Source organism: Streptomyces rubiginosohelvolus, assembly GCF_014649875.1.
GTDB classification, from domain to species: domain Bacteria; phylum Actinomycetota; class Actinomycetes; order Streptomycetales; family Streptomycetaceae; genus Streptomyces; species Streptomyces rubiginosohelvolus.
Genome location: NZ_BMTW01000009.1, coordinates 116,638 through 137,035, shown reverse-complemented (window position 1 = coordinate 137,035; position 20,398 = coordinate 116,638). Strand labels below are relative to the sequence as shown.

The 20,398-nt window shown below is 70.7% G+C and carries 15 protein-coding genes; 8 read left to right on the top strand and 7 right to left on the bottom strand.

Annotated elements, in window-relative coordinates; translation table 11 throughout:
• The first annotated feature begins 59 nt into the window (after positions 1-59).
• On the top strand, positions 60-782 hold the full coding sequence (locus IE134_RS21005; RefSeq protein ID WP_030711666.1) for a hypothetical protein: 723 nt from the start codon (positions 60-62) through the stop codon (positions 780-782).
• 103 nt (positions 783-885) lie between these two features.
• Here the strand turns inward: IE134_RS21005 and ppk2 are convergent, their stop codons facing one another.
• Both ppk2 and IE134_RS20995 read right to left on the bottom strand, forming a co-directional pair.
• Positions 886-1,851, bottom strand: coding sequence for a polyphosphate kinase 2 (ppk2, locus tag IE134_RS21000; RefSeq protein ID WP_030711662.1), 966 nt, complete (start codon positions 1,849-1,851; stop codon positions 886-888).
• 125 nt (positions 1,852-1,976) lie between these two features.
• Positions 1,977-3,038: an ATP-dependent DNA ligase gene (locus IE134_RS20995; RefSeq protein ID WP_030711659.1), complete on the bottom strand. Its 1,062-nt coding sequence runs from the start codon at positions 3,036-3,038 to the stop codon at positions 1,977-1,979.
• A 76-nt stretch (positions 3,039-3,114) separates the two neighbouring features.
• Between IE134_RS20995 and ligD the strand changes: the two genes are divergently transcribed.
• Together ligD and IE134_RS20985 are read left to right on the top strand one after the other, a co-directional pair.
• Positions 3,115-4,137, top strand: coding sequence for a non-homologous end-joining DNA ligase (gene ligD / locus IE134_RS20990; protein WP_229823676.1), 1,023 nt, complete (start codon positions 3,115-3,117; stop codon positions 4,135-4,137).
• Entirely contained in the window at positions 4,134-5,201 is a 1,068-nt protein-coding gene (locus IE134_RS20985; RefSeq protein ID WP_098894693.1) for an ABC-2 transporter permease, read from the top strand. The genes ligD and IE134_RS20985 overlap by 4 nt, the downstream gene beginning before the upstream one ends.
• Before the next feature lie 29 nt (positions 5,202-5,230).
• Here the strand turns inward: IE134_RS20985 and IE134_RS20980 are convergent, their stop codons facing one another.
• Both IE134_RS20980 and IE134_RS20975 read right to left on the bottom strand, forming a co-directional pair.
• Entirely contained in the window at positions 5,231-7,471 is a 2,241-nt protein-coding gene (locus IE134_RS20980; RefSeq protein ID WP_229823675.1) for an OmpL47-type beta-barrel domain-containing protein, read from the bottom strand.
• Positions 7,468-9,918, bottom strand: coding sequence for a ThuA domain-containing protein (locus IE134_RS20975; RefSeq protein ID WP_030711646.1), 2,451 nt, complete (start codon positions 9,916-9,918; stop codon positions 7,468-7,470). The genes IE134_RS20980 and IE134_RS20975 overlap by 4 nt, the downstream gene beginning before the upstream one ends.
• A gap of 336 nt (positions 9,919-10,254) precedes the next feature.
• Here IE134_RS20975 and IE134_RS20970 point away from each other — a divergent pair, with 336 nt between their 5' ends.
• The gene (locus IE134_RS20970) at positions 10,255-11,331 is read left to right on the top strand and encodes a multicopper oxidase domain-containing protein (protein WP_030711644.1); all 1,077 of its coding nucleotides are present in this window, start codon (positions 10,255-10,257) and stop codon (positions 11,329-11,331) included.
• A gap of 39 nt (positions 11,332-11,370) precedes the next feature.
• On the opposite strand, the gene IE134_RS20965 is transcribed toward IE134_RS20970, so the two are convergent.
• Positions 11,371-13,605 (bottom strand): DEAD/DEAH box helicase, encoded by a 2,235-nt coding sequence (locus IE134_RS20965; RefSeq protein ID WP_189431360.1) that lies wholly within the window; start codon positions 13,603-13,605, stop codon positions 11,371-11,373.
• 328 nt (positions 13,606-13,933) lie between these two features.
• On the opposite strand from IE134_RS20965, the gene IE134_RS20960 reads away from it, so the two are divergent.
• Positions 13,934-14,728: a VOC family protein gene (locus tag IE134_RS20960; protein WP_030711639.1), complete on the top strand. Its 795-nt coding sequence runs from the start codon at positions 13,934-13,936 to the stop codon at positions 14,726-14,728.
• 105 nt (positions 14,729-14,833) lie between these two features.
• On the top strand, positions 14,834-15,088 hold the full coding sequence (locus tag IE134_RS20955) for a WhiB family transcriptional regulator (protein ID WP_006128884.1): 255 nt from the start codon (positions 14,834-14,836) through the stop codon (positions 15,086-15,088).
• A 19-nt stretch (positions 15,089-15,107) separates the two neighbouring features.
• Here the strand turns inward: IE134_RS20955 and IE134_RS20950 are convergent, their stop codons facing one another.
• Positions 15,108-16,082 carry an acyl-ACP desaturase gene (locus IE134_RS20950; RefSeq protein WP_030711636.1) on the bottom strand — a complete coding sequence of 325 codons (975 nt, stop codon included), beginning with the start codon at positions 16,080-16,082 and terminating at the stop codon, positions 15,108-15,110.
• 187 nt (positions 16,083-16,269) lie between these two features.
• Complete coding sequence (locus IE134_RS20945) at positions 16,270-18,597, bottom strand: ATP-binding cassette domain-containing protein (protein WP_189431358.1); 2,328 nt, start codon at positions 18,595-18,597, stop codon at positions 16,270-16,272.
• A gap of 110 nt (positions 18,598-18,707) precedes the next feature.
• Here IE134_RS20945 and IE134_RS20940 point away from each other — a divergent pair, with 110 nt between their 5' ends.
• A complete protein-coding gene (locus tag IE134_RS20940) occupies positions 18,708-19,520 on the top strand; it encodes an alpha/beta fold hydrolase (RefSeq protein WP_189431356.1) in 813 nt (270 codons plus the stop codon).
• Positions 19,521-19,537: 17 nt separating this feature from the next.
• Entirely contained in the window at positions 19,538-20,392 is an 855-nt protein-coding gene (locus tag IE134_RS20935; protein WP_218924403.1) for a helix-turn-helix domain-containing protein, read from the top strand.
• Positions 20,393-20,398 lie beyond the last annotated feature (6 nt).

The window sequence follows — 20,398 nt, the reverse complement described above, 5'->3', positions numbered from 1 at the left end:
TGGGTACCCGGGCTCATGAGGGCCCGGGGAGGCCCTCACCATTTCAGGGAGGGAATGCGATGAAGAAGGTCATCCTGGCTGCGGTTTCGGTTTCTCTGGGGGCAACGGCGCTGGTGGGGTGCGGCGGTGGAGGATCCGATGAAGCGTTCGACGGAAAGAGTGCGGACACCATCGCTGCGGACGCGATCAAGGCGACGCGTGACGCGAAATCCCTGCGGATCGCCGGAAAGGCGCAGCAGCCCGGTGGCAACGAGATCGGCATCGACTTCCATGTCGACGACCAGGACCACTGCACGGGCACCATGACCGGACGGGGCGCCAAGGCCGATGTCCTCCAGGTCGGGCAGAGCGTCTATGTGCGGGGCGACGAGAAGTTCTGGCAGAACACGCTGAAGGGGAAGCCCGGCACCGAAGAGGTGGTCAAGCAGGTGCAGGGCAAGTGGGTGGCCTCCGACCCGGCGCAGTCCGGCACGGAGGGAATGTGCGACAAACAGGCCGCCCTGGCCATGCTGGACAGCGACAAGTCCGAGCGCAAGGGAATGAAGAAGGGCGACACCACGGAGGTCGACGGCAAGCCCGCGCTGATCCTGGAGAAGAAGCAGGAGAACGGCGAGAAGATCACCATGTACGTGGCCACCGAGGGCGAACCCTATGTCCTCAAGGCGGTTTCCGAGGGCGGCGATACGCCGAGCGAGACGGTGCTGAGCGATTACAACAAAGAGGTTGACGCCCAGAAGCCCGCCGCCGAGGACGTGGTGGATCTGGAAAAGATCAACGCCTGACGCATTCCGCTTTTCGGGCGCGGAGAAGGACTGATAAAGGGGGCTCCTCCACCTGCTGGTGGAGGAGCCCCCTTTATCAGCCCCGTGGCGGAAAAGGCCCGGCTCAATCCTGGCCGGGATGGTCGCCCGGCCCGTGCGCCCGGCCGGTCAGCGGCGTGGGCGAGAGGTCCGCCCGCTCCTCGCCCGGCTCCAGCAGGGTGTCCGCCGGGCCGACGATCTGGGGGTCCGGGTTACCGACGGTCTTCTCGTCCTTGCTGTCGTAGTCGAACCGTGACAGGAGGCTGCGCATCGCCTCCAGCCGGCCGCGCTTCTTGTCGTTGTTCTTCACCACGGTCCACGGGGCGTACTCGGTGTCCGTGGCCCGGAACATCTCCACCTTCGCGGCCGTGTACTCGTCCCACAGGTCGAGCGACGCCAGGTCGGTCGGCGACAGCTTCCACTGGCGGACCGGGTCGACCTGCCGGATCGCGAACCGGGTCCGCTGCTCGCTGCGGGAGACCGAGAACCAGAACTTCACCAGCAGCACACCGTCCTCGACGAGCATCCGCTCGAACTGCGGGGCCTGGCGCAGGAAGTGCTCGTACTGCTCCGTGGTGCAGAAGTCCATCACCCGCTCCACACCGGCCCGGTTGTACCAGGAACGGTCGAAGAAGACGATCTCCCCGGCCGTCGGGAGCTGGGCCACGTAGCGCTGGAAGTACCACTGGCCGCTCTCGCGCTCGGTGGGCTTCTCCAGGGCGACCACACGTGCGCCACGCGGATTCAGCCGCTCGGTGAAGCGCTGGATGGTTCCGCCCTTGCCCGCCGCGTCCCGCCCCTCGCACAGGACCACCAGCCGCTGCCCGCTCTCGCGGACCCAGCGCTGGAGCTTGAGCAGTTCGATCTGGAGGACGCGCTTGGCCGGCTCGTACTCCTTGCGCCGGACCCGTCGGTCGTACGGGTAGTTCTCCCGCCACGTCTCGATCGGGCGGCCACGGTCGTCCAGCAGGACGGGCTGCTCGGGACGGCTGCCGTCCACGGTCAGCCCCTTCAGCAGCTCCGCCGGATCGGTCCCCGGTCCTTCGGTCATCGCCCTGGTCTCCCCGCTCGCCTCGTCGCCCACCGGTGCGGGGGAGGGCCCACCCGCCGCGGGTGGGCCCTCCCCCGCACCGGAACGTGCCCCCGGGACCGCCGTCCATGCCCGCGGCCGCGGGTTCAGCCCCCCGCCAGCACCTCCGCGAGATCGTAGGAGACGACCTCTTCCAACTGCGCGTACGTACAGCTCGCGGGGGACCGGTCCGGACGCCACCGGCGGAACTGGGTGGTGTGCCGGAACCGGTCACCCTCCATGTGGTCGTAGGCCACCTCGCAGACCCGCTCCGGGCGCAGCGGCACCCAGGACTGGTCCTTCTTGCCCGTCCAGCGGTTCTGGGTCCCCGGCAGCCGGGACTGTTCGTGCGCCGCCGCGTCCGCCCAGGCGCCCCACGGGTGCTCGGCGAACTCGCAGCGCAGCGGAGCGAGTTCCTCGGCCAGCTCGGCGCGCCGCTTCATCGGGAAGGCCGCGCAGACCCCGACGTGCTGGAGCACGCCACCGGCGTCGTACAGGCCGAGCAGGAGCGAGCCGACGACCGGGCCGCTCTTGTGCTCGCGGTAGCCGGCCACCACGACGTCGGCGGTCCGCTCGTGCTTGATCTTGTACATCGCGCGGGTGTCGGGCCGGTACGGCAGATCCAGCGGTTTGGCCACGATCCCGTCGAGCCCGGCCCCCTCGTACCGGTCGAACCACTCCCGGGCGACCTCGATGTCCGTGGTGGACGGGGCGAGGAGCACGGGCGCGGAGGCGCCGGAGAGGGCGGCCGTCAGCACGGCCCGCCGGTCCGCCTGCGGGGTGCTCAACAGAGAGGTGTCATCGACCGCGAGGACGTCGAAGGCGATGAAGCTCGCCGGGGTCTGCTCGGCGAGCATCCGCACCCGGGAGTCCGCCGGATGGATGCGCTCGCTGAGCCGCTCGAAGTCGAGCCGCCCCTCGTGGGCGATCACGATCTCCCCGTCGATCACACAGCGCGGCGGGAGGTTGTCCCGCACGGCGTCCACCAGATCGGGGAAGTAACGGGTCAGGGACTTGCCCGTACGGCTGCCGATCTCGACCTCGTCACCGTCCCGGTAGACGATCGCCCGGAAGCCGTCCCACTTCGCCTCGTACGCCATGCCCGGCGGGATCTTGGCCACCGACTTGGCGAGCATCGGCTTCACGGGCGGCATCACCGGCAGGTCCATGGCCCGATTCTGGACCCCGCACCCACCCATGTCGCCCGATGTGCGGCATATGTGCGACCGGCCTACGGTGGCCGACATGGGAGCAGCGGTGGAGCTGGACGCGGGCGGACGGGCCGTGAGGCTGTCCAACCCGGACAAGGTGTACTTCCCGGAGAAGGGCTACACCAAGAGGGACGTGGCCGAGTACTTCCTGGCCGTCGGCCCCGGGATCACCCGTGCCCTGAACCACCGGCCGACCACGCTCCAGCGCTTCGTGGACGGGGTCGAGGGCGACTTCTTCTACCAGAAGCGCGCCCCGAAGAACCTCCCCGAGTGGATTCCCACCGCCCGGATCGCCTTCCCGAGCGGCCGTCCGGCCGACGAGATCTGCCCGACCGAGCTCGCCGCCGTGATCTGGGCCGCCAACCTCGGCACCCTCACCTTCCACCCCTGGCCGGTGCGGGCCGGGGACACCGACCACCCGGACGAACTGCGCATCGACCTGGACCCGCAGCCCGGCACCGACTACGCCGACGCCGTCACCGCTGCCCACGAGCTGCGCTCCGTCCTGGAGGACCACGGCGTACGCGGCTGGCCCAAGACCTCCGGCGGACGCGGGATGCACGTCTTCGTGCCCATCGAGCCCGCCTGGACCTTCGTCGAGGTGCGGCGCGCCGCGATCGCCGCCGGGCGCGAGCTGGAGCGGCGGATGCCCGAGCGGGTGACGACCGCCTGGTGGAAGGAGGAGCGCGGCGAGCGGATCTTCGTCGACTTCAACCAGACCGCCCGTGACCGCACCATCGCCTCCGCCTACTCCGTACGCCCCTTCCCGCACGCCCCGGTCTCCGCACCGCTGCGCTGGGACGAGATCGACGATGCCGAACCCCGCGACTTCGACATCCGGACCCTCCCGGTGCGTTACGCCGAACTCGGCGACGTCCACGCGGACATGGACCAGGAGGCATTCCGGCTCGACGGGCTGCTGGAGCTGGCCGACCGGGACGAGAAGGAACGCGGGCTCGGCGACATGCCCTACCCGCCGGAGTACCCGAAGATGCCCGGCGAGCCCAAGCGCGTCCAGCCCAGCCGCGCCCGCCACGACGACGAGGACCCCGCGTGAGCGGAAGCAGCGAGAGGCACGGGGCGCACGGGCGGCCGCTCACCCTCCGCGAGCGCTGGGAGGCGTACAAGAACAGCCCGTTCCTCCCCGCGACCGTCCTCGTCCTCATCGTCGCCGCCGCGGCCGGACTCTTCGCCGGCTCCTACACGTACGCGATGGCGAACCCCACCCCGCACCGGATCCCGGCGGCCCTGGTCACCCAGCCGGAGGTGGAGCGCGGCGAGGCGTTCGTCGCGGGGATGGAGAAGGCCCTCGGCGCCTCGCTCGAACTCCACGACTACCCGGACGTCGCCGACGCCCGCCGCGCCCTGGACGAACAGAAGGTCTTCACGATCGTCCGAGCGTCGGACGACGGGGTGGCGCTCGACGTGGCCGGAGCCTCGGGCGCCTCGGTGGCCGAGCTGCTCGGCAAGGCGGGGATCGAGGTCGGGGACGCCACCGGTGTCGAGGTCACCGTGCGGGACGTCAAGCCGCTCCAGCGGGGCGACCCGCGCGGGCTCGCCCTGTTCTACATCTCGCTGGCCGCCGTCATCATGGGCTTCCTCGGCGCGATCCAGCTCAGCGTGCACGCCCACGGCCTCAACCCGGCCGAGCGCATCGCCTTCACCGTCGCCTACGCCCTGCTCGGCGGCTTCGCGATCGCTGCGGCCGTGGACTGGTGGCTCGGGGCGGTCGACCTGCCGTTCGTCCAGTCCTGGCTGATCCTGGCGTTCACCATGTTCACCTCCGGCATGGTCTTCACCATGTTCAACACCCTGATGGGCCGCTGGGCGATGATCCCCACCTGGGGCGTCATGGTGCTGCTCGGCAACCCGTCGTCCGGCGGGGCGGTGTCCTGGCCGCTGCTGCCCTCCGCGCTCGGCCACATCGGCCGCTGGCTGCCGCCGGGGGCCTCCGTCAACGCCCAGCACACCGCCGTCTACTACCAGGGCCACCAGTTCGTCTTCCCGTACCTGGTCCTCGCCGCCTGGGCGCTGGTCTCCTGCACGGTCTTCTGGGTGTGGCGGCACCGACACCCAGGTGGCCGCGCCCGCACGCCGGAGCATGCGGCCGCGGCCACCTGAGAGCTTCTCCTTACGGGTTATCGCACGGCTTACAGCTCCTTGATGCGGATGTCGCGGTACGAGATGACGTCGGTGACGCCGTGCACCTGGAGCCCGATGTAACCGGAGGCGAACCGCCGGCCGTCGGTGCCCGGGTCGTCGCCCCGCGGCGGCTCGAAGAGCTGACCGCCGGTGTTGTCGAACTCGTTGATCAGGACACCGTTGCGGTAGATCTCGTAGTGCTGGCCGACCACCTTGATCTCGTAGTCGTTCCAGGTGCCCTTGGGCGTGACCCCGGCGCCGCCGAGACCCACCCGGTCGAAGCCGTACACCGAACCGGTCTTGTACATGTCGCCGTCCGGCCGGTCGTTGACCTGGATCTCATGGCCGTACTTGATGGCGACCCACTCCGGACGCGACTCCTCCGGGTGGTCGTGGACCTTCGGGAAGCGGACGAAGACCCCGCCGTTGGCGTTGCCCGAGCCCGGGGCGTCGTCCCGCCACTGGAGCTTCAGCGAGTAGTCGCCGTAGGCCCGGTTCGGCAGCCACAGCATGCCCATCCCCTCCACCTCGGTGGAGCTGGTGATCGAGCCCTCCTCCTCGTTCAGCTCGAACTTGCCGCCGCCGACCTGCTCCCATTTGGCGAGCGAGGCCGCCGTGCCGTCGAAGAGCTTGGTGTAGCCCTCGGACTGGCCCGGCTTGCCGATGCCCGACTTCTTGGCGGCCTGGTTGATCGCCTTGCGCTCGCGCTGGTCGATGACGCCGTCGGCCTTGAGCTTGTCGAGGACCGTCGTCACGTGCTTGAGGAACAGGGCGTGGGAGGACCAGTCCTTCTCGTCCTCGATCAGCTCGTTGATCGTGCAGCGGTTACGGGTGATCCGGTTCGGGACACCCGTGTCGACCGTGCCGACGAAGACGGTGTGCCGCTCGTCGAACTCCGCGCAGTTCGGCGCGGGAACGCCGCCGCCCTGGGCGATGGTGAACGACGCCTTCTTCGCCCCGGACGTGTTGCCCGCCTTGTCCGTCGCCCGGTGGGCGATCGTGTGGTGGCCGACCCGGTCGACGATCACCGGGGTGGTGTACGCGAGGTACGGTCCGCCGTCGAGGCTGTACTCGACCTTGTCCACGCCCGAGTCGTCGTCGGTCGCGGTGACGGTCGCCTTGGCGCTGGTGATGAACGCGCCGTCGCTGTTCTTGTCGCCCTCGACCTTCACCGAGGTCTCCGGGGCCGTCTGGTCCTGCGACGGCGGCTCGACCACGGTGAACGCGACGGACTTCTCGTCCGCGACGTTGCCCGACCGGTCGGTGGCCCGGTAGCGGACGGTGTGCTCGCCCACCTCGTGGACCATCACCGGAGCGGTGTACGGCTTCCACTCGCCGGCCGCGCCGAGCGCGTACTCGATGGTGTTGACGCCGGACCCGGTGTCGGACGCGGTCACGGTGACCGTGGCCATGCCCAGGTACGCGCCCGCGTCGTCCTTCTCGCCGGTGACGGTCGCCGAGGTCTCCGGCGGTGTCTCGTCGTCGGTCGGCGGGGCCGCCACCGCGAAGTCGACGGATTTCTCCTCGGCGGCGTTGCCCGCCTTGTCGGTGGCCCGGTAGCGGACCGTGTGGTCGCCGACCTCGTTCACCACGACGGGCGCGGTGTACGGCTGCCACTCGCCGTCGGCCCCGAGCGCGTACTCGACGGTGTCGACGCCGGAGCCCTCGTCGGTGGCCTCGACGGTCACCGATGCCTGGCCGATGTACGCGCCGTCGCCGTTCTGGTCGCCGTCGACCTTCGCCGAGGTCGCGGGAGCCTCGGCGTCCTCGCCGCCACCGCCCTCGGTGACGGTCAGGATGCCCTGCATCATGCCGTGGCCGGGGATCGTGCAGTGGTAGAAGTACCGGCCGGGCGACAGCGTGACCTCCACGCTGTGCTTGCCGCCCTCGGAGTCACCCGGGTTGGCCAGGATGTTCAGCTGGACGTCGTTGTTGAACTCCGGGTCCGACACGCTGAACGTCAGCGTGTGCGGCATGCTCGTCGTGTTGCCGGTCGCCGTGCTGTTCTCGAAGACGATCGTCGCCTTGCCGGCCACGGCCGTCTTCGGCGCGGACAGATAGCGGTCGATCGGGTCGCCCGCGGTCCAGGTGAGCACCTGGTCGGCGGCCATGGCCTCGGGAGCGTCGCCGCCCTTGCCGTACGCGGCCGTCGAGGTCAGCCCGAGGACCATCAGGAGGGAGGCCAGCAGGGCCACCCAGAAACTCCGCGGACGATGCCGCCTGCGTGCGAGGTAGGGATGGTGTCTCACTTCGCCGCCGCCTTCCCGACGAGATCCGCGGCGGCCGGCGTCGCGCCGCCGCCCTTGTACGACACGCGCCACAGCGCGGACTTGGAGTCGGAGGTGAAGAAGCCCCGCCCGTAGTCCAGGACGTACAGCGAACCGTCCGGCGCGAACTTCCAGTCCATCAGATTGCGGATGCCGTCCGCCCCGACCGGGATGATCTTCTTCAACGACTCGGCGTGTGTGGGCAGTCCGCCCTTGCCGACCGTCTTCGGGTCGGTGATCACGGCGTGCCGGGGCTGCGTGTCGTCGTAGAAGTCACCGACGAACCACTTGCCGTCCCAGTAGGCCGGCCACTTGGCGGTGGACTCGCTCTGCGCGTCGTAGCGGTAGACCGGGCCGTTCATCGTGGCCTGACCGCCGCCCTTGAGCCAGGGCAGCAGCTGCTTGCCCTCCTCCGGCTTGTAGCTCGGTACGCCGTTGGCGTCGCGCGGGTAGTCGACCCCGCCGCCCTGCGGCGAGTACCAGATGGTGTTCGGGGTCACCGGCGGCAGCTTGACCAGGCCGTCGTTGTTCGGCGACTCGTTCTTCGGGGCCTTGCAGTCGTACCAGCCCAGCGGCTTCGTCGGGTCCGGCAGATTGCGGTCGCGGTAGGGCTGGTTGTTGCCCATGCAGTACGGCCAGCCGTGGTTGCCCGCCTTGGTGATCGCGGCGAACGTGTCGTACTTCGCCGGACCCCAGGTGGTGGACGGCGAGCCCGCGTCGGGGCCGACCCAGCCCGCGTACAGCGTGTCCGTCGACGGGTCGATCGAGATCCGGGCCGGGTTGCGCACGCCCATCACATAGATCTCGCCGCGCGTCTTGCCGCCGCCCTCGTCCGGCTCCTTGCCGGTGAAGAGGTTGCCGGAGGGCAGGGTGTACGTGCCGTCGTCCTCGGGGTGGATCCGCAGGATCTTCCCGTTGAGGTTGTTGGTGTTGCCCGCGGTGCGCCGCGCGTCGGCGAAGGAGACGCCCTTGTAGTTCGGCTGCGGGTTGTTGCCGGAGTAACCGTCGCTGAAACCCGAGGAGTTGTTGTCGCCGGTCGCGATGTACAGGTTGTCCTTCGAGTCCCAGGCCATCCCGCCGCCCGCGTGGCAGCAGCTGTTGATCTGCACCGGCCAGCCCAGCAGCACCTTCTCCGACGCCAGGTCCAGCTTGCCGGTCGCGGAGTCGAAGGTGAAGCGCGAGACCTGACGGGTCGCCATGCGCTTGTCACGGTCGATCTTCGCGTGCGGCGTGTAGTGCAGGTAGACCCAGCCGTTGGACGCGAAGTCGGGGTCCAGCTCGATGCCGAGCAACCCCTCCTCGTTCTTGACCAGTTCGTCGCCGCCGCCCTTGTTGCCGAAGACGTCCAGCGCGCCGGCCAGGGTGACCTTCTTGGTCTTCGGGTCGTAGACGTGGATCTCGCCCTTGCCCTTGCCGATGTTCGGGTTGTTCCAGTCGATGACGACCGGCTGGGAGCTGTCGGCCCCGCCGCGCCCGATGTAGAAGACCCGCCCGTCCGGCGCGGTCACCATGCCGTGCGGCTCGCCGATCTGGTCGTTCTGGCCCGGCTGGTTGGGCTGGGTGACCCGCTCGGCGGTGTAGTTCGAGGTGATCGTCGCCTTGCAGTCGGCCTGCGAGGTACGGTTCGTCCAGGAGAGCGCACCGCGCAGATGGTCGCGGAAGTCGGTCTCCGCGAAGCTGTCCGCCGTACCGCCCATCGCGGTGTAGAAGGACCGGCCGCCGTCGTAGTCACGGCACCAGGACACCGGGTGGTCCCAGCCGTTGGCGCCCTCGCCCGGCTTGTACGTCAACTCCCGTACGCGCGCCACGGTGTGGACGTCACCGGACGGGTTCTTCGTCCAGTTCAGCCACTTGTCGGGGCGCTTCCACTCCAACGGCAGGCTCTTGGTGGCCGGGTGGACCCGGTCCCCGATCTCCACGGTCGCCCGCTGGACGGACGCCGGGCTCTTCGCCGACGGACGGGCCCCGACCAGACCGGTGAACCAGTCGGAGTACGGCTCGGTGCGCGCCGCGTCATGGATGCCGAGGAAGCCGCCGCCCGCCTCCATGTACGCCTCCAGGCCCGCCTCCTGCTCCGGGTCGAGGACGTCGCCCCCGCCGGTCAGGAAGACGACGGCGTGGAAGGAGCCGAGCCGCTTGCCGTTGGTGAAGACCTTCGGGTCGTCCGTGGCCACGGTGGTGTACCGCTGGGCCTCCGGGCCGGACAGCCCGATCTTCTCGATCGCCGCGATCCCGGCGTCGGTGTACGGAGCCTCGTCGCCCGCCGACGCGTGGAAGACCAGCACCTTCACCTGGTTCTTCGCGCCCGGCGGCGACGGCAGGGACAACGTTGTCGCCATCTTCTCGACCAGGGCCCGGTCCGGCGACTGGTCCGCGCTGGCCGGGCCTCCGCCGCCCAGCATGGACACGGTCAGTGCGCCGGCCGCCACGGCCGCCGCGAGGCCGCGTCGTGATCTGGACCGGTGATGTGATGCGCGCTGCATGTGGTCACCCACCCCTCTGTGGTCACTGCACCTCTCGGTGACTGTGGCTTGCTCACTCTGCGTCAGAACGCTTCAGCAACTCTTGATTCACTGCGACAGCGCACGAAGCTAGACCTCTTTTCGTGGTCCGCCAATAGGTACGGCAGCAATCGCACGAACTTTGTCCTGAGTGTGGATAAACGGAGGTGCCCCGGCTACGGTGTGGCCCGTTCCGGGGATCCCGGGAGTGCCGTCCCGTACCGGCGGCTTCGCCAGTTTCCTTATCGCAGTGGGGAGTTCGACATGGACCGAAGGACCTTCAGCCGGCGGATGCTGGTCGGTGGCGCGGCGGCCGCCGCGACGGGAGTGACATCGTTGTCGCTCGGGGCGGTGGAGGCGAGCTCGGCCGAGAACCCGCCGCGTACGGCCCCGGCGGGCGGCGTCACCCGCCGACTGAAGATGTACGCCGAGAAGTTGCCGAACGGCGAGCTGGGCTACGGCTTCGAGAAGGGCAAGGCGTCGATCCCCGGCCCTCTCATCGAGCTGAACGAGGGCGACACGGTCCACATCGAGTTCGAGAACCTCACCGATGTCGACGCCAGCCTCCATGTGCACGGCGTGGACTACGACATCGCCAACGACGGCACCCGGATGAACAAGAGCCACGTCGAACCCGGCGGCACCCGGACCTACACCTGGCGCACCCACGCCCCGGGCCGCCGCAAGGACGGCACCTACGAGCCGGGCAGCGCGGGCTACTGGCACTACCACGACCATGTCGTCGGCACGGACCACGGCACGGGCGGTATCCGCAAGGGGCTGTACGGGCCGGTCGTGGTCCGCCGCAAGGGCGACATCCTGCCCGACCAGACGTGCACGGTCGTCTTCAACGACATGATGATCAACAACAAGACGGCACACAACAGCGTCAACTTCGAGGCCACGGTGGGTGACCGGCTCGAATTCGTGATGATCACGCACGGCGAGTACTACCACACCTTCCATATCCACGGTCACCGCTGGGCGGACAACCGCACCGGCATCCTCACCGGCCCCGACGACCCCAGCCGGGTCATCGACAACAAGATCTGCGGCCCCGCCGACTCCTTCGGCCTCCAGATCATCGCGGGCGAACGCGTGGGCGCGGGCGCGTGGATGTACCACTGCCACGTCCAGAGCCACTCCGACATGGGGATGGCGGGACTGCTGCTGATCAAGAAGCCGGACGGCACGATCCCGGGCTACGAACCCCACCACCACACGGCCGGATCCGCCGACAAGAAGGCCGGGGAGAAGACTGGCGACAAGGCCGAGAAGAAGGGCGCGGACAAGGCCGCCGCGAAGGACGCCGGGGCGGGTGCGGGGGAGCACCAGCACTGACCCCGTCCGTCACGGGGCCCGCGGAGGGGGCGGGCCCGGTCACGGCAGGCCGGTCTCGCCCGCCAGCCGCTGCTGCTCCTCCTCGACGATGCGCCGGGCCAGGTCGGCATCGGAGACGTCCACCGCGTCCGGGGTGGTCTCCGCGAGATCGCTGCGCCGGGTGTACGCGTCGAAGAGCCGGTCCTTGCGGGCCAGCAGCTCCACCAGGCGCTGGTCGACGCTGTCCGTGGCCAGCAACCGGTGCACCTGGACCGTGCGCACCTGGCCCATCCGGTGCGCGCGGGCGACGGCCTGGTGCTCCAGCGTGGGCTTGATCTGCGGCTCGCACAGGATGACCACGGAGGCGGCCTGCATGTTCAGCCCGGTGCCGCCCGCCTGGATCTGGCTCAGCAGCACCGCGTGCCCCTCCACGGCGGAGAAGGCGTCGACCATCTCCTGCCGCCGGGCCGGCGGGACGCTCCCGGAGAGCGGCCCGAAGGCGTCAGTACCCAGCGCGTCGCCCACCGCCGCGAGGACCTCGCGGAAGTAGGAGAAGACGACCACCTTCAGGCCGGTCTCCCGTGCCTCGTCGACGAGTTCACGCAGCCGCTCCAGCTTGGCCGAAGTCCCGGGCACGGCGTAGGCGGCCCGGCGCATCCGCATGAACCGCCCGGAGGCGACCGCCTCGCGGTACGCCTCCCGGTCCTCGGCCCCGAACTCCTCCCACTCGTCCACCTGGACCAGCGCCGGGAGTTCGGCCAGCACGTCCACCTGGTTGCGGCGCAGATAGGCGGGGGCGACGGCCCGGCGGAAGGCCCGCGAACCGGCCGCGCCGTGCGTCGTGCTCACCGACGGCGCCAGTTCGGGCCGCAGTTGGCGCACCAGACTGCGGAACTCCTCCACCCGGTTCTCCATCGGGGTGCCGGTCAGGAACAGCACCCGCTCCACCCGCTCCGCCCAGCCCGCGACCGCCCGGGACCTGCGGGCCTCGGGGTTCTTCACGAAGTGGGCCTCGTCCACCACGAGCATGCCGGGCCGTACCCGAGCCGCCGCCCCCTCGGGCAGCAGATGCAGCGCGTCGAAGGTGGTCACCGCCACCCCGCCCGCCTCACGCCAGTCCGCGAACGCCTCCACGCGCTCCGCCCCGTGCACCGGAACGGCCCGCAGGGTGGAGCGGGCCCGGATCTCCCGGGTCCAGTTGATCAGCACGCTCGCCGGGCACACCACGAGGAAGTGGGTCTCGCCCCGGGCGGCGAGATGGGCGAGGGCCGCGATGGCCTGGACGGTCTTGCCGAGGCCCATCTCGTCCCCGATGATCACCCGCTTCTGCGCCAGTGCGAAGCGTGCCCCGAACGCCTGGTAGCCGCGCAGGGACACCCGTAGACGCGTGTCGTCGAGCCGCAGGGCCCGCACCCGGTCCGCGATCCCGGCGGGCAGGAACCCCTCGGCGGCATCCCGGTCGGGGCCGCTGCCCGACAGCTCGGCGAGGAGGCTGTAGTACTCGGCGGACCGCAGCTCGAAGTCCACCCAGGCCTCGGCGGGCGACGCCGGGGAGCGCAGCAGGTCGGCCGACGCCTGCGCGAAGAGCACCGGCAGCTCCCGCTCCACCGCGTCCGCCACGGCCGACCGCACCGCGTCGAGCGCCTCCCGCACCCGCGCCCGGGACCGCCGCCCGGCGACCAGCATCCGCAGCCGGCTCCCGCCCGGTGCGGCCGTCTCCACCCGGGGGCCCAGCAGTTCGGCCAGCCGCCGGGCCGCGTCCACCGCGCGGCGCGCGTCCGCACCGGCCACGACCAGCCGGTGCAGGGCGATCACCAGCGCGGTGCTCGTGTCGTCCGGCGCGTCCACGTCGATCCGCACCGAGACGGTGTCGCGCACCGCGTGGGCGATCTGCCCGGCGGCCGCCAGCGCCTGGTCGGCGGTGTGCGCCCCGACCCCGGGGATCTGCCGCAGCGCGTAGCGGTCCGTGCCGTGGACCTGCCCGACCGTGCCGAACCCGGCCTGCTCCAGCGCCCCGAGACGCAGCCGCCCCTCCGTGACGTCCTTGAGCCGGGAGACGGGGATATGGGTCAACTCCCCGCCCACCAGGGCGTCGAGGAGCGGATCGAGAACGGAACGTACGGCGGCCACGGCGTTCGCCCGGTCCGCCGGCACGGCACGGGCGCTCTCCAGGAGTCGCTCCGCCCGCGCGAGCAGCTCACGGGCCGCGCCGCCGGTGGGCACCGGGCTCCCGGCGGCGGCCCCGCGCGCGAGTGTTCCGTCGGCCGAGCCGCCCGCCGCCCCGCTCCGGTTCATGTACGTCCTTCTGTTCCCGGAGGGGAGCCTCACCCGCTCCGGGGCCCCCGCTCTCCTGGCCTCCCCGCCATCGTGCCACGCGCTGCCGACACCCCCAGCCCGGTCCGCCCCGACCGCCGCGCGACGCGCCGGTCCAACGCTTCGCCCCGGCCGCCACGCGCTGCCTACCCTGGGCCGCACGGCGGACGCGGCCACCGCCGGTGGACCGCGCCCCGGTCGGCCCCGCACGGACTGCGGCTGTCAGTGCCCGGTGCAAGACTCGACAGGGAGGGAATCACCCGACAGCACCCGACGAGCAGGACCACCCGGATCGACTGAGGAGCACGCCATGATCAGCCCCACCTTCCTCGACGGAGCACCCAACTGGGTCGATCTCGGCACCCCCGATCTTGACGGCGCCACCGCCTTCTACCGGGGACTGTTCGGCTGGGACCTGATTCCCGGCGGCCCCGAGGTCGGCGGCTACGGGATGCTCACCCTGGACGGGCGGTACGTCGGCGGGGTGATGACGGTGTCCGAGGAGGAATCGCCGAGCGCCTGGTCCGTGTCCTTCCAGTCGCCCGACGTCGACGCCACCGCCCGGGCGATCACCGAGGCGGGCGGCAGCGCCGCGTTCGAGGCGATGGACGTCCTCGACTTCGGCCGCATGGGCGGCTTCACGGACCCGGCCGGCGCGTACTTCGGGGTGTGGCAGCCGAAGGAGCACCCCGGCTTCGGCGTGATCCAGGAGCCGAACGCGTTCCTCTGGGCCGAGCTCTACACCCCCGACGTCCCGGCGGCGGCCGCGTTCTACGGAAGCGCCTTCGGCTGGGGGACCGACGAGATGAAGGTGGAGGGCTCCGACTACACCTACACCACGGTCCACCCGGCGGGCGCAGGACCGGACGCCTCCTTCGGCGGTCTGGTCCGGCAGGGCGACGTCCCCTCCGAGGCCGCGCGCGGCCCCCACTGGCTGCCGTACTTCGCCGTGGCCGACGTCGACGCCGTCGTGGCCGAGGCGAAGCGGCTGGGCGGCAGGGAGACGCTGGCCGCCATGGAGGTGCCCGGCGTCGGCAAGATGGCCAACGTCGCCGACCCGTACGGGGCGGTCTTCGCGGTCATGAAGCCCGATCCGAGGCAGTAGCCACGAGGCGGTGACGGCGGGGCGCCCCTCCGGATGAGCGGGGCGCCCTCGCCGGTTGACGGATCGTTGATCGGTTGTTTATCGCCACCGGGCAGCGTGTGTTCCATGCTGATCAACACCGTGACCGACGACGCACTCGCCTGGCAGGAGACCGCCTTGTGCGCGCAGGCCGGGCCCGAGTTCTTCTTCCCGGCCCCGGGCAGTTCGACCCGCGAGGCCAAGCAGCTCTGCAACGCCTGCGAAGGGCGGCTGGCCTGCCTGGAGTACGCACTCGCCAACGACGAGCGGTTCGGCGTCTGGGGCGGGCTATCGGAGAAGGAGCGCGAGCGGCTGCGCCGAGAAGGACGCGACCGGGGCTGAGACGCCCGCCCCCGGAGAATCAGGCGCGGCCGCGCGCCACCATCCGGGCCTTGCGGGCGGCGAGCTTCTCGTCGAACTTCGACGCCTCGCTGTCCAGACCGCCCATGTACAGACCGAGCTCCTCCTGCGCCTTCGCACCCTCCGGGCCGAGCCCGTCGATGTCCATCACCTTCAGGAAGCGCAGCACGGGCTGGATCACGTCGTCGTGGTGGATGCGCATGTTGTAGATCTCGCCGATCGCCATCTGCGCGGCGGCCCGCTCGAAGCCGGGCATGCCGTGTCCGGGCATGCGGAAGTTGACGACGACGTCCCGCACGGCCTGCATGGTCAGGTCCGGGGCCAGCTCGAAGGCGGCGCCCAGGAGGTTGCGGTAGAAGACCATGTGGAGGTTCTCGTCGGTCGCGATCCGGGCCAGCATCCGGTCGCAGACCGGGTCGCCGGACTGGTGGCCGGTGTTGCGGTGCGAGACGCGGGTGGCCAGCTCCTGGAAGGCGACGTACGCGACGGAGTGCAGCATCGAGTGCCGGTTGTCCGACTCGAATCCCTCCGCCATGTGCGCCATGCGGAACTGCTCCAGCTTGTCCGGGTCCACGGCGCGCGATGTGAGCAGATAGTCGCGCATCACGATGCCGTGCCGGCCCTCCTCGGCGGTCCAGCGGTGCACCCAGGTGCCCCACGCGCCGTCGCGGCCGAAGAGGGAGGCGATCTCGTGGTGGTAGCTGGGGAGGTTGTCCTCGGTGAGGAGGTTCACCACGAGAGCGATCTTGCCGATGTCGGTGACCTTGGACTGGTCCGCCTCCCAGGCCTCGCCGTCCTCGAAGATGCCGGGGAAGTTCCGGCCGTCGGAGAACGGGACGTACTCGTGCGGCATCCAGTCCTTGGCGACCTTGAGATGGCGGTTGAGCTCCTTCTCCACCACCTCTTCCAGCGCGTACAGCAGCTGGGCGTCGGTCCACGCCTTCGAACTGCCGAGGTGGGGAGAGGTGATCGTCACGGGGAGCTCCTGGGGACGGGAGAATTACCTACGGCTTCGTAGGTTACGAGACCGTAGGTTAAGGCGACCGTAAGGCCAAAGCCAAGCCCGCCACCGGCAGGGGCGGGGTACGCAGCGTCATGCCCCCAGGTGAAAGGGCACGTGAGAGCCGCTCCGGGGCCTTCTCGGGCCCCTGCTCCCGCGGTTTTCAGCTTTCCGGATTCGGTGATTCCACCCCTGGATCCCGGCGCAGATACCGGCCCGTGACGGACGTCGGATGCGCGAGCAGCTCGGTGGGCGTCCCCGCGAAGACCAGCTCCCCGCCGCCCTTGCCGCCGTCCGGACCGAGGTCGATCACCCAGTCGGCCCGCTTGACCACCTCCAGGTTGTGCTCCACGCAGATCACGGTGTTCCCCGCGTCGACCAGCCGGTCCAGCAGCTCCACCAGCGTGCCCGTGTCCGCGAGGTGCAGTCCGGTCGTCGGCTCGTCCAGCACGTACACGCTGGAGGTGCGGTGCAGCTGGGTGGCGAGCTTGATCCGCTGACGCTCGCCGCCCGACAGCGAGGAGAGCGGCTGCCCCAGAGCGAGGTAGGTGAGCCCGACCGCGTCCAGCGTCCGCAGCTTCCGCAGCAGCACCGGGTCGTCGAAGAGAACGGCCGCCCGCGCCGCCGTCATGTTCAGCACGTCCACGATCGACCGGCCGCCGACCCGGTGCTTCAGCACGTCGTCGTGGAACCGGCGGCCCTCGCACTCCGGGCAGGTCGTGGTGACCGGATCCATGAACGCCAGATCCGTCGAGATCTCGCCACGGCCCGAGCAACCCGCGCAGGCACCGGCGGAGTTGAAGCTGAACAGCCCCGCGTCCACGCCGTTCTCCCGGGCGAACACCTTGCGGATGGCGTCCAGCGCGCCGATGTACGAGGCGGGCGTGGAGCGGGACGAAGCCGTGATCGCGCTCTGGTCGATCACCACCGCGTCCGGGTACGCCGCCGTGAACACCCGCGACACCAGGGTCGACTTCCCCGACCCGGCCACCCCCGTCACCGCGGTCAGTACCCCGGCGGGGAACGACACGTCCAGACCCTTGAGGTTGTGCAGATCCGCCCCGTACACCGGGAGTTGACCGGTGGGGGAGCGGACGGCCTCCTTTACCGGCGTACGACGTCGCAGCGACCGGCCGGTGAGCGTATCGGCCTCGCGCAGCCGCGCGAACGGCCCCTCGAAGACGATGTGGCCGCCGTCGGCACCGGCCCGCGGCCCCATGTCGACGACATGGTCGGCGACCGCCATCACATCCGGGTCGTGCTCGACGACCAGCACCGTATTGCCCTTGTCGCGCAGCCGCACCAGCAGATCGCCCAGCCGGCCCACGTCGCGCGGATGCAGGCCGACGCTCGGCTCGTCGAAGACGAACGTCAGCCCGGTGAGCGAACTTCCCAGGTGCCGCACCATCTTGAGGCGCTGGCCCTCGCCTCCCGACAGGGTTGTGGTCTCCCGGTCCAGACTCAGATAGCCGAGCCCGATGCCGACCAGCCGCTCCAGCCGCTCCCGGGCCGCGGCGGCGATCGGCCCGCCCACCGGATCGTCGATCCGCTCCAGTACGCCGACGAGGTCGGCGACCTCCATCCGCCCGTAGTCGGCGGGCGAGAGCCCGTCGATCCGGGTGGCGAGCGCCGCCGCGTTCAGCCGTGCCCCGCCGCAGGATCCGCAGACCCGCTCCACGGTGAACCGGGCGGCAGCCTCGCGGCGCTTCTCGGAGAGGGAGGCGGTGTCGCGCTTGAGATACAGGCGCTCGAAGCGGGTCACGACCCCCTCGAACTTCATGTCGGCCGACCCGGTCCGCAGGTCGAGGCGGACGGTGAACCCCGATCCGTGCAGCAGGAGCCGGCGTTCCTCCTCGCCGAACTCGGCCAGCGGCAGGTCGTTGTCGAACCGTCCCGACCCGCCGTACAGATTCCACTCCCAACTGCCCACCGACAGACCGGGCAGCAGCAGCGCCCCCTCGTTCAGCGACTTCGACCAGTCGATCGCCCGGTCGAGGTCCAGCTGGACCGTGCGCCCCACCCCGTCGCACTCCGGGCACATCCCGGCGGGATCGTTGAACGAGTACGCGGTCGCCCCGCCCGCGCTCGGGGCCCCGCACCGGGAGAACAGCACCCGGAGCACCGACCAGATGTCGGTCGCCGTCCCCACCGTCGAGCGGACGTTCCCGCCCAGCGGCTTCTGGTCGATCACGATGGCCACCGACAGGTCCTCGACGGACTCGACGTGCGGCCGCTCGTACTTCGGCAGCCGGTTGCGCAGGAACGAGGTGAACGTCTCGTTCAGCTGCCGCTGCGACTCCACGGCGATCGTGTCGAAGACGACCGACGACTTGCCCGAACCTGACACACCGGTGAAGACGGTGATCCGGCCCTTGGGGATCTTGAGGGAGACGTCGCGCAGATTGTTCTCGCGCGCGCCGGTGATGACGATGTCGCGGTGGGCGGCGCCGGGGATGTACGGCTCCGCGTCGCGGTCGGGGAAGCGATCCATGAGCGCGACGCTAGGCGGGATACCGGACAACTTCTGTCTGCTTTTCCGGGAGATCCGCGGGCGACATTCGTACAAGACCGTCGAGCGCCGCCTCGGCCATCCTCGCCTGCATGGGTATCGATGACAGCACGTACGCGCACGGAATACACGTGGTCCACGACGGCCCCCGGGAGGCGCCGCCGCTCGTGCTCGTCCACGGGTCGGGCGCCTCGGGCAGCTCCTGGGGCCCGGTGGTGCCGGCCCTGGCCCGACGCCACCACATCATCCGGGTCGACCTGCCGGGCCATGGCCAGTCCCCGCCGGCCGCGTCGTACGACGTGCCCGGGCAGGCAGCGGTCCTGGCCGCGGTCCTCGACGAGCTCGCCCTGAGCTCCGTGACCGTGGCCGGGCACTCCAGCGGCGGATACATCGCCACCGCCCTCGCCGAGCAGCGCCCGGACCTGGTGGGAGCCCTCGCGCTGATCAGCAGCGGCCCGAGTCCCGACGCGCTCCTTCCGCAGCCCGCCGTCCTCCGGGCGCTCATCGCCCCGCCGCTCGGCCCGCTGATGTGGCGCGTCCGGTCCGACGCGATGCTCCGCCGGGGGGTGACCGCGGTGTGCAGCCGCCCGGTGGCCGTCCCGGACGATGTGGTCGACGACGCGCGGGGCATCAGTTACCGCACCTTCAGGACGGTGCTGCGGCGCAACACCGAGTACATCGCCGAGCGGAGCGTTCCCGCGCGGCTCGGCGCACTCCACGTCCCGGCTCTCGTGATCTTCGGCACCGCCGACCCCCGCTGGGATCCGGATGCGGTGCGCGTCTACGACGCGACACCGAACACCCGCGTCGAGCGACTGACCGATGTCGGGCACTTCCCCATGCTCGAAGCGCCTGGAGAAACAGGTGAGTTGCTGCTGCGCTTCATGGCGACGGCGGGCCGCTGACCCTCTAGCCTGGCTCCGTGAGGCTCACCGAATCACCTCCCGACTGGTCGGCGGTGGGCGTCGCGGTGCCCCGGCGCTCGGGCCGGCTCCCGGGGGCCGTCATGGCCGGCTTCCGTCAACTCGCCCCGGTCCACGTGGACATCGCGATGGTCGCGCACCCCGCGGTCACCCTCTTCGTGGACCTGAGCGAGGGGAGCGGTATCGTCCACGACTCCGACGGCGGGCGCGCACGCGGCAGCACGGTCGCGGGGCTGGTACCGGGAGACCTGCGGCTCGGCGGCCGGGCGGCCGGGCGGATCGAGTGCCTGCAGATCCGGCTGTCGCCGCCCCTGGCGGTCGCGGTGCTCGGCGCGTCGGCCGATCTCAGCGGGACGGTCGTCTCCCTGGAGGACATCTGGGGCCGCGACGCCGAGCGGACCGAGGGCAGGCTGCGGGCGGCCGGGACGTGGGACGAGCGGTTCGCGATCGCGACGGACGCCCTCGGCCGGCGGCTGGACGCCCGCCGGTCGCCCGACCCGGAGGTGGCCGCCGCCTGGGAGCTGATCCTCACCGGCCGGGGCCGGGTGGGCGTCGACAGCCTGGCGAACGAGGTCGGCTGGAGCCGCAAGCGTCTCTGGTCCCGCTTCCGGTCCCAGATCGGCCTCGCCCCGAAGCACGCCGCCCGGCTGGTCCGGTTCGACCACGCCGCCCATCTCCTCGCGGCCGGCCGCCCCGCCGCCGAGGTGGCGGCCGTGAGCGGCTACGCCGACCAGGCCCATCTCCACCGTGAGGTCAAGGCGTTCACCGGGGCGACGCCCACGGCCGTGGCCGCCGCCCCGTGGCTCGCCATCGACGACATGGCATGGCCGACGGCCCCGGCCACGCCGTCGTAGGCGTAC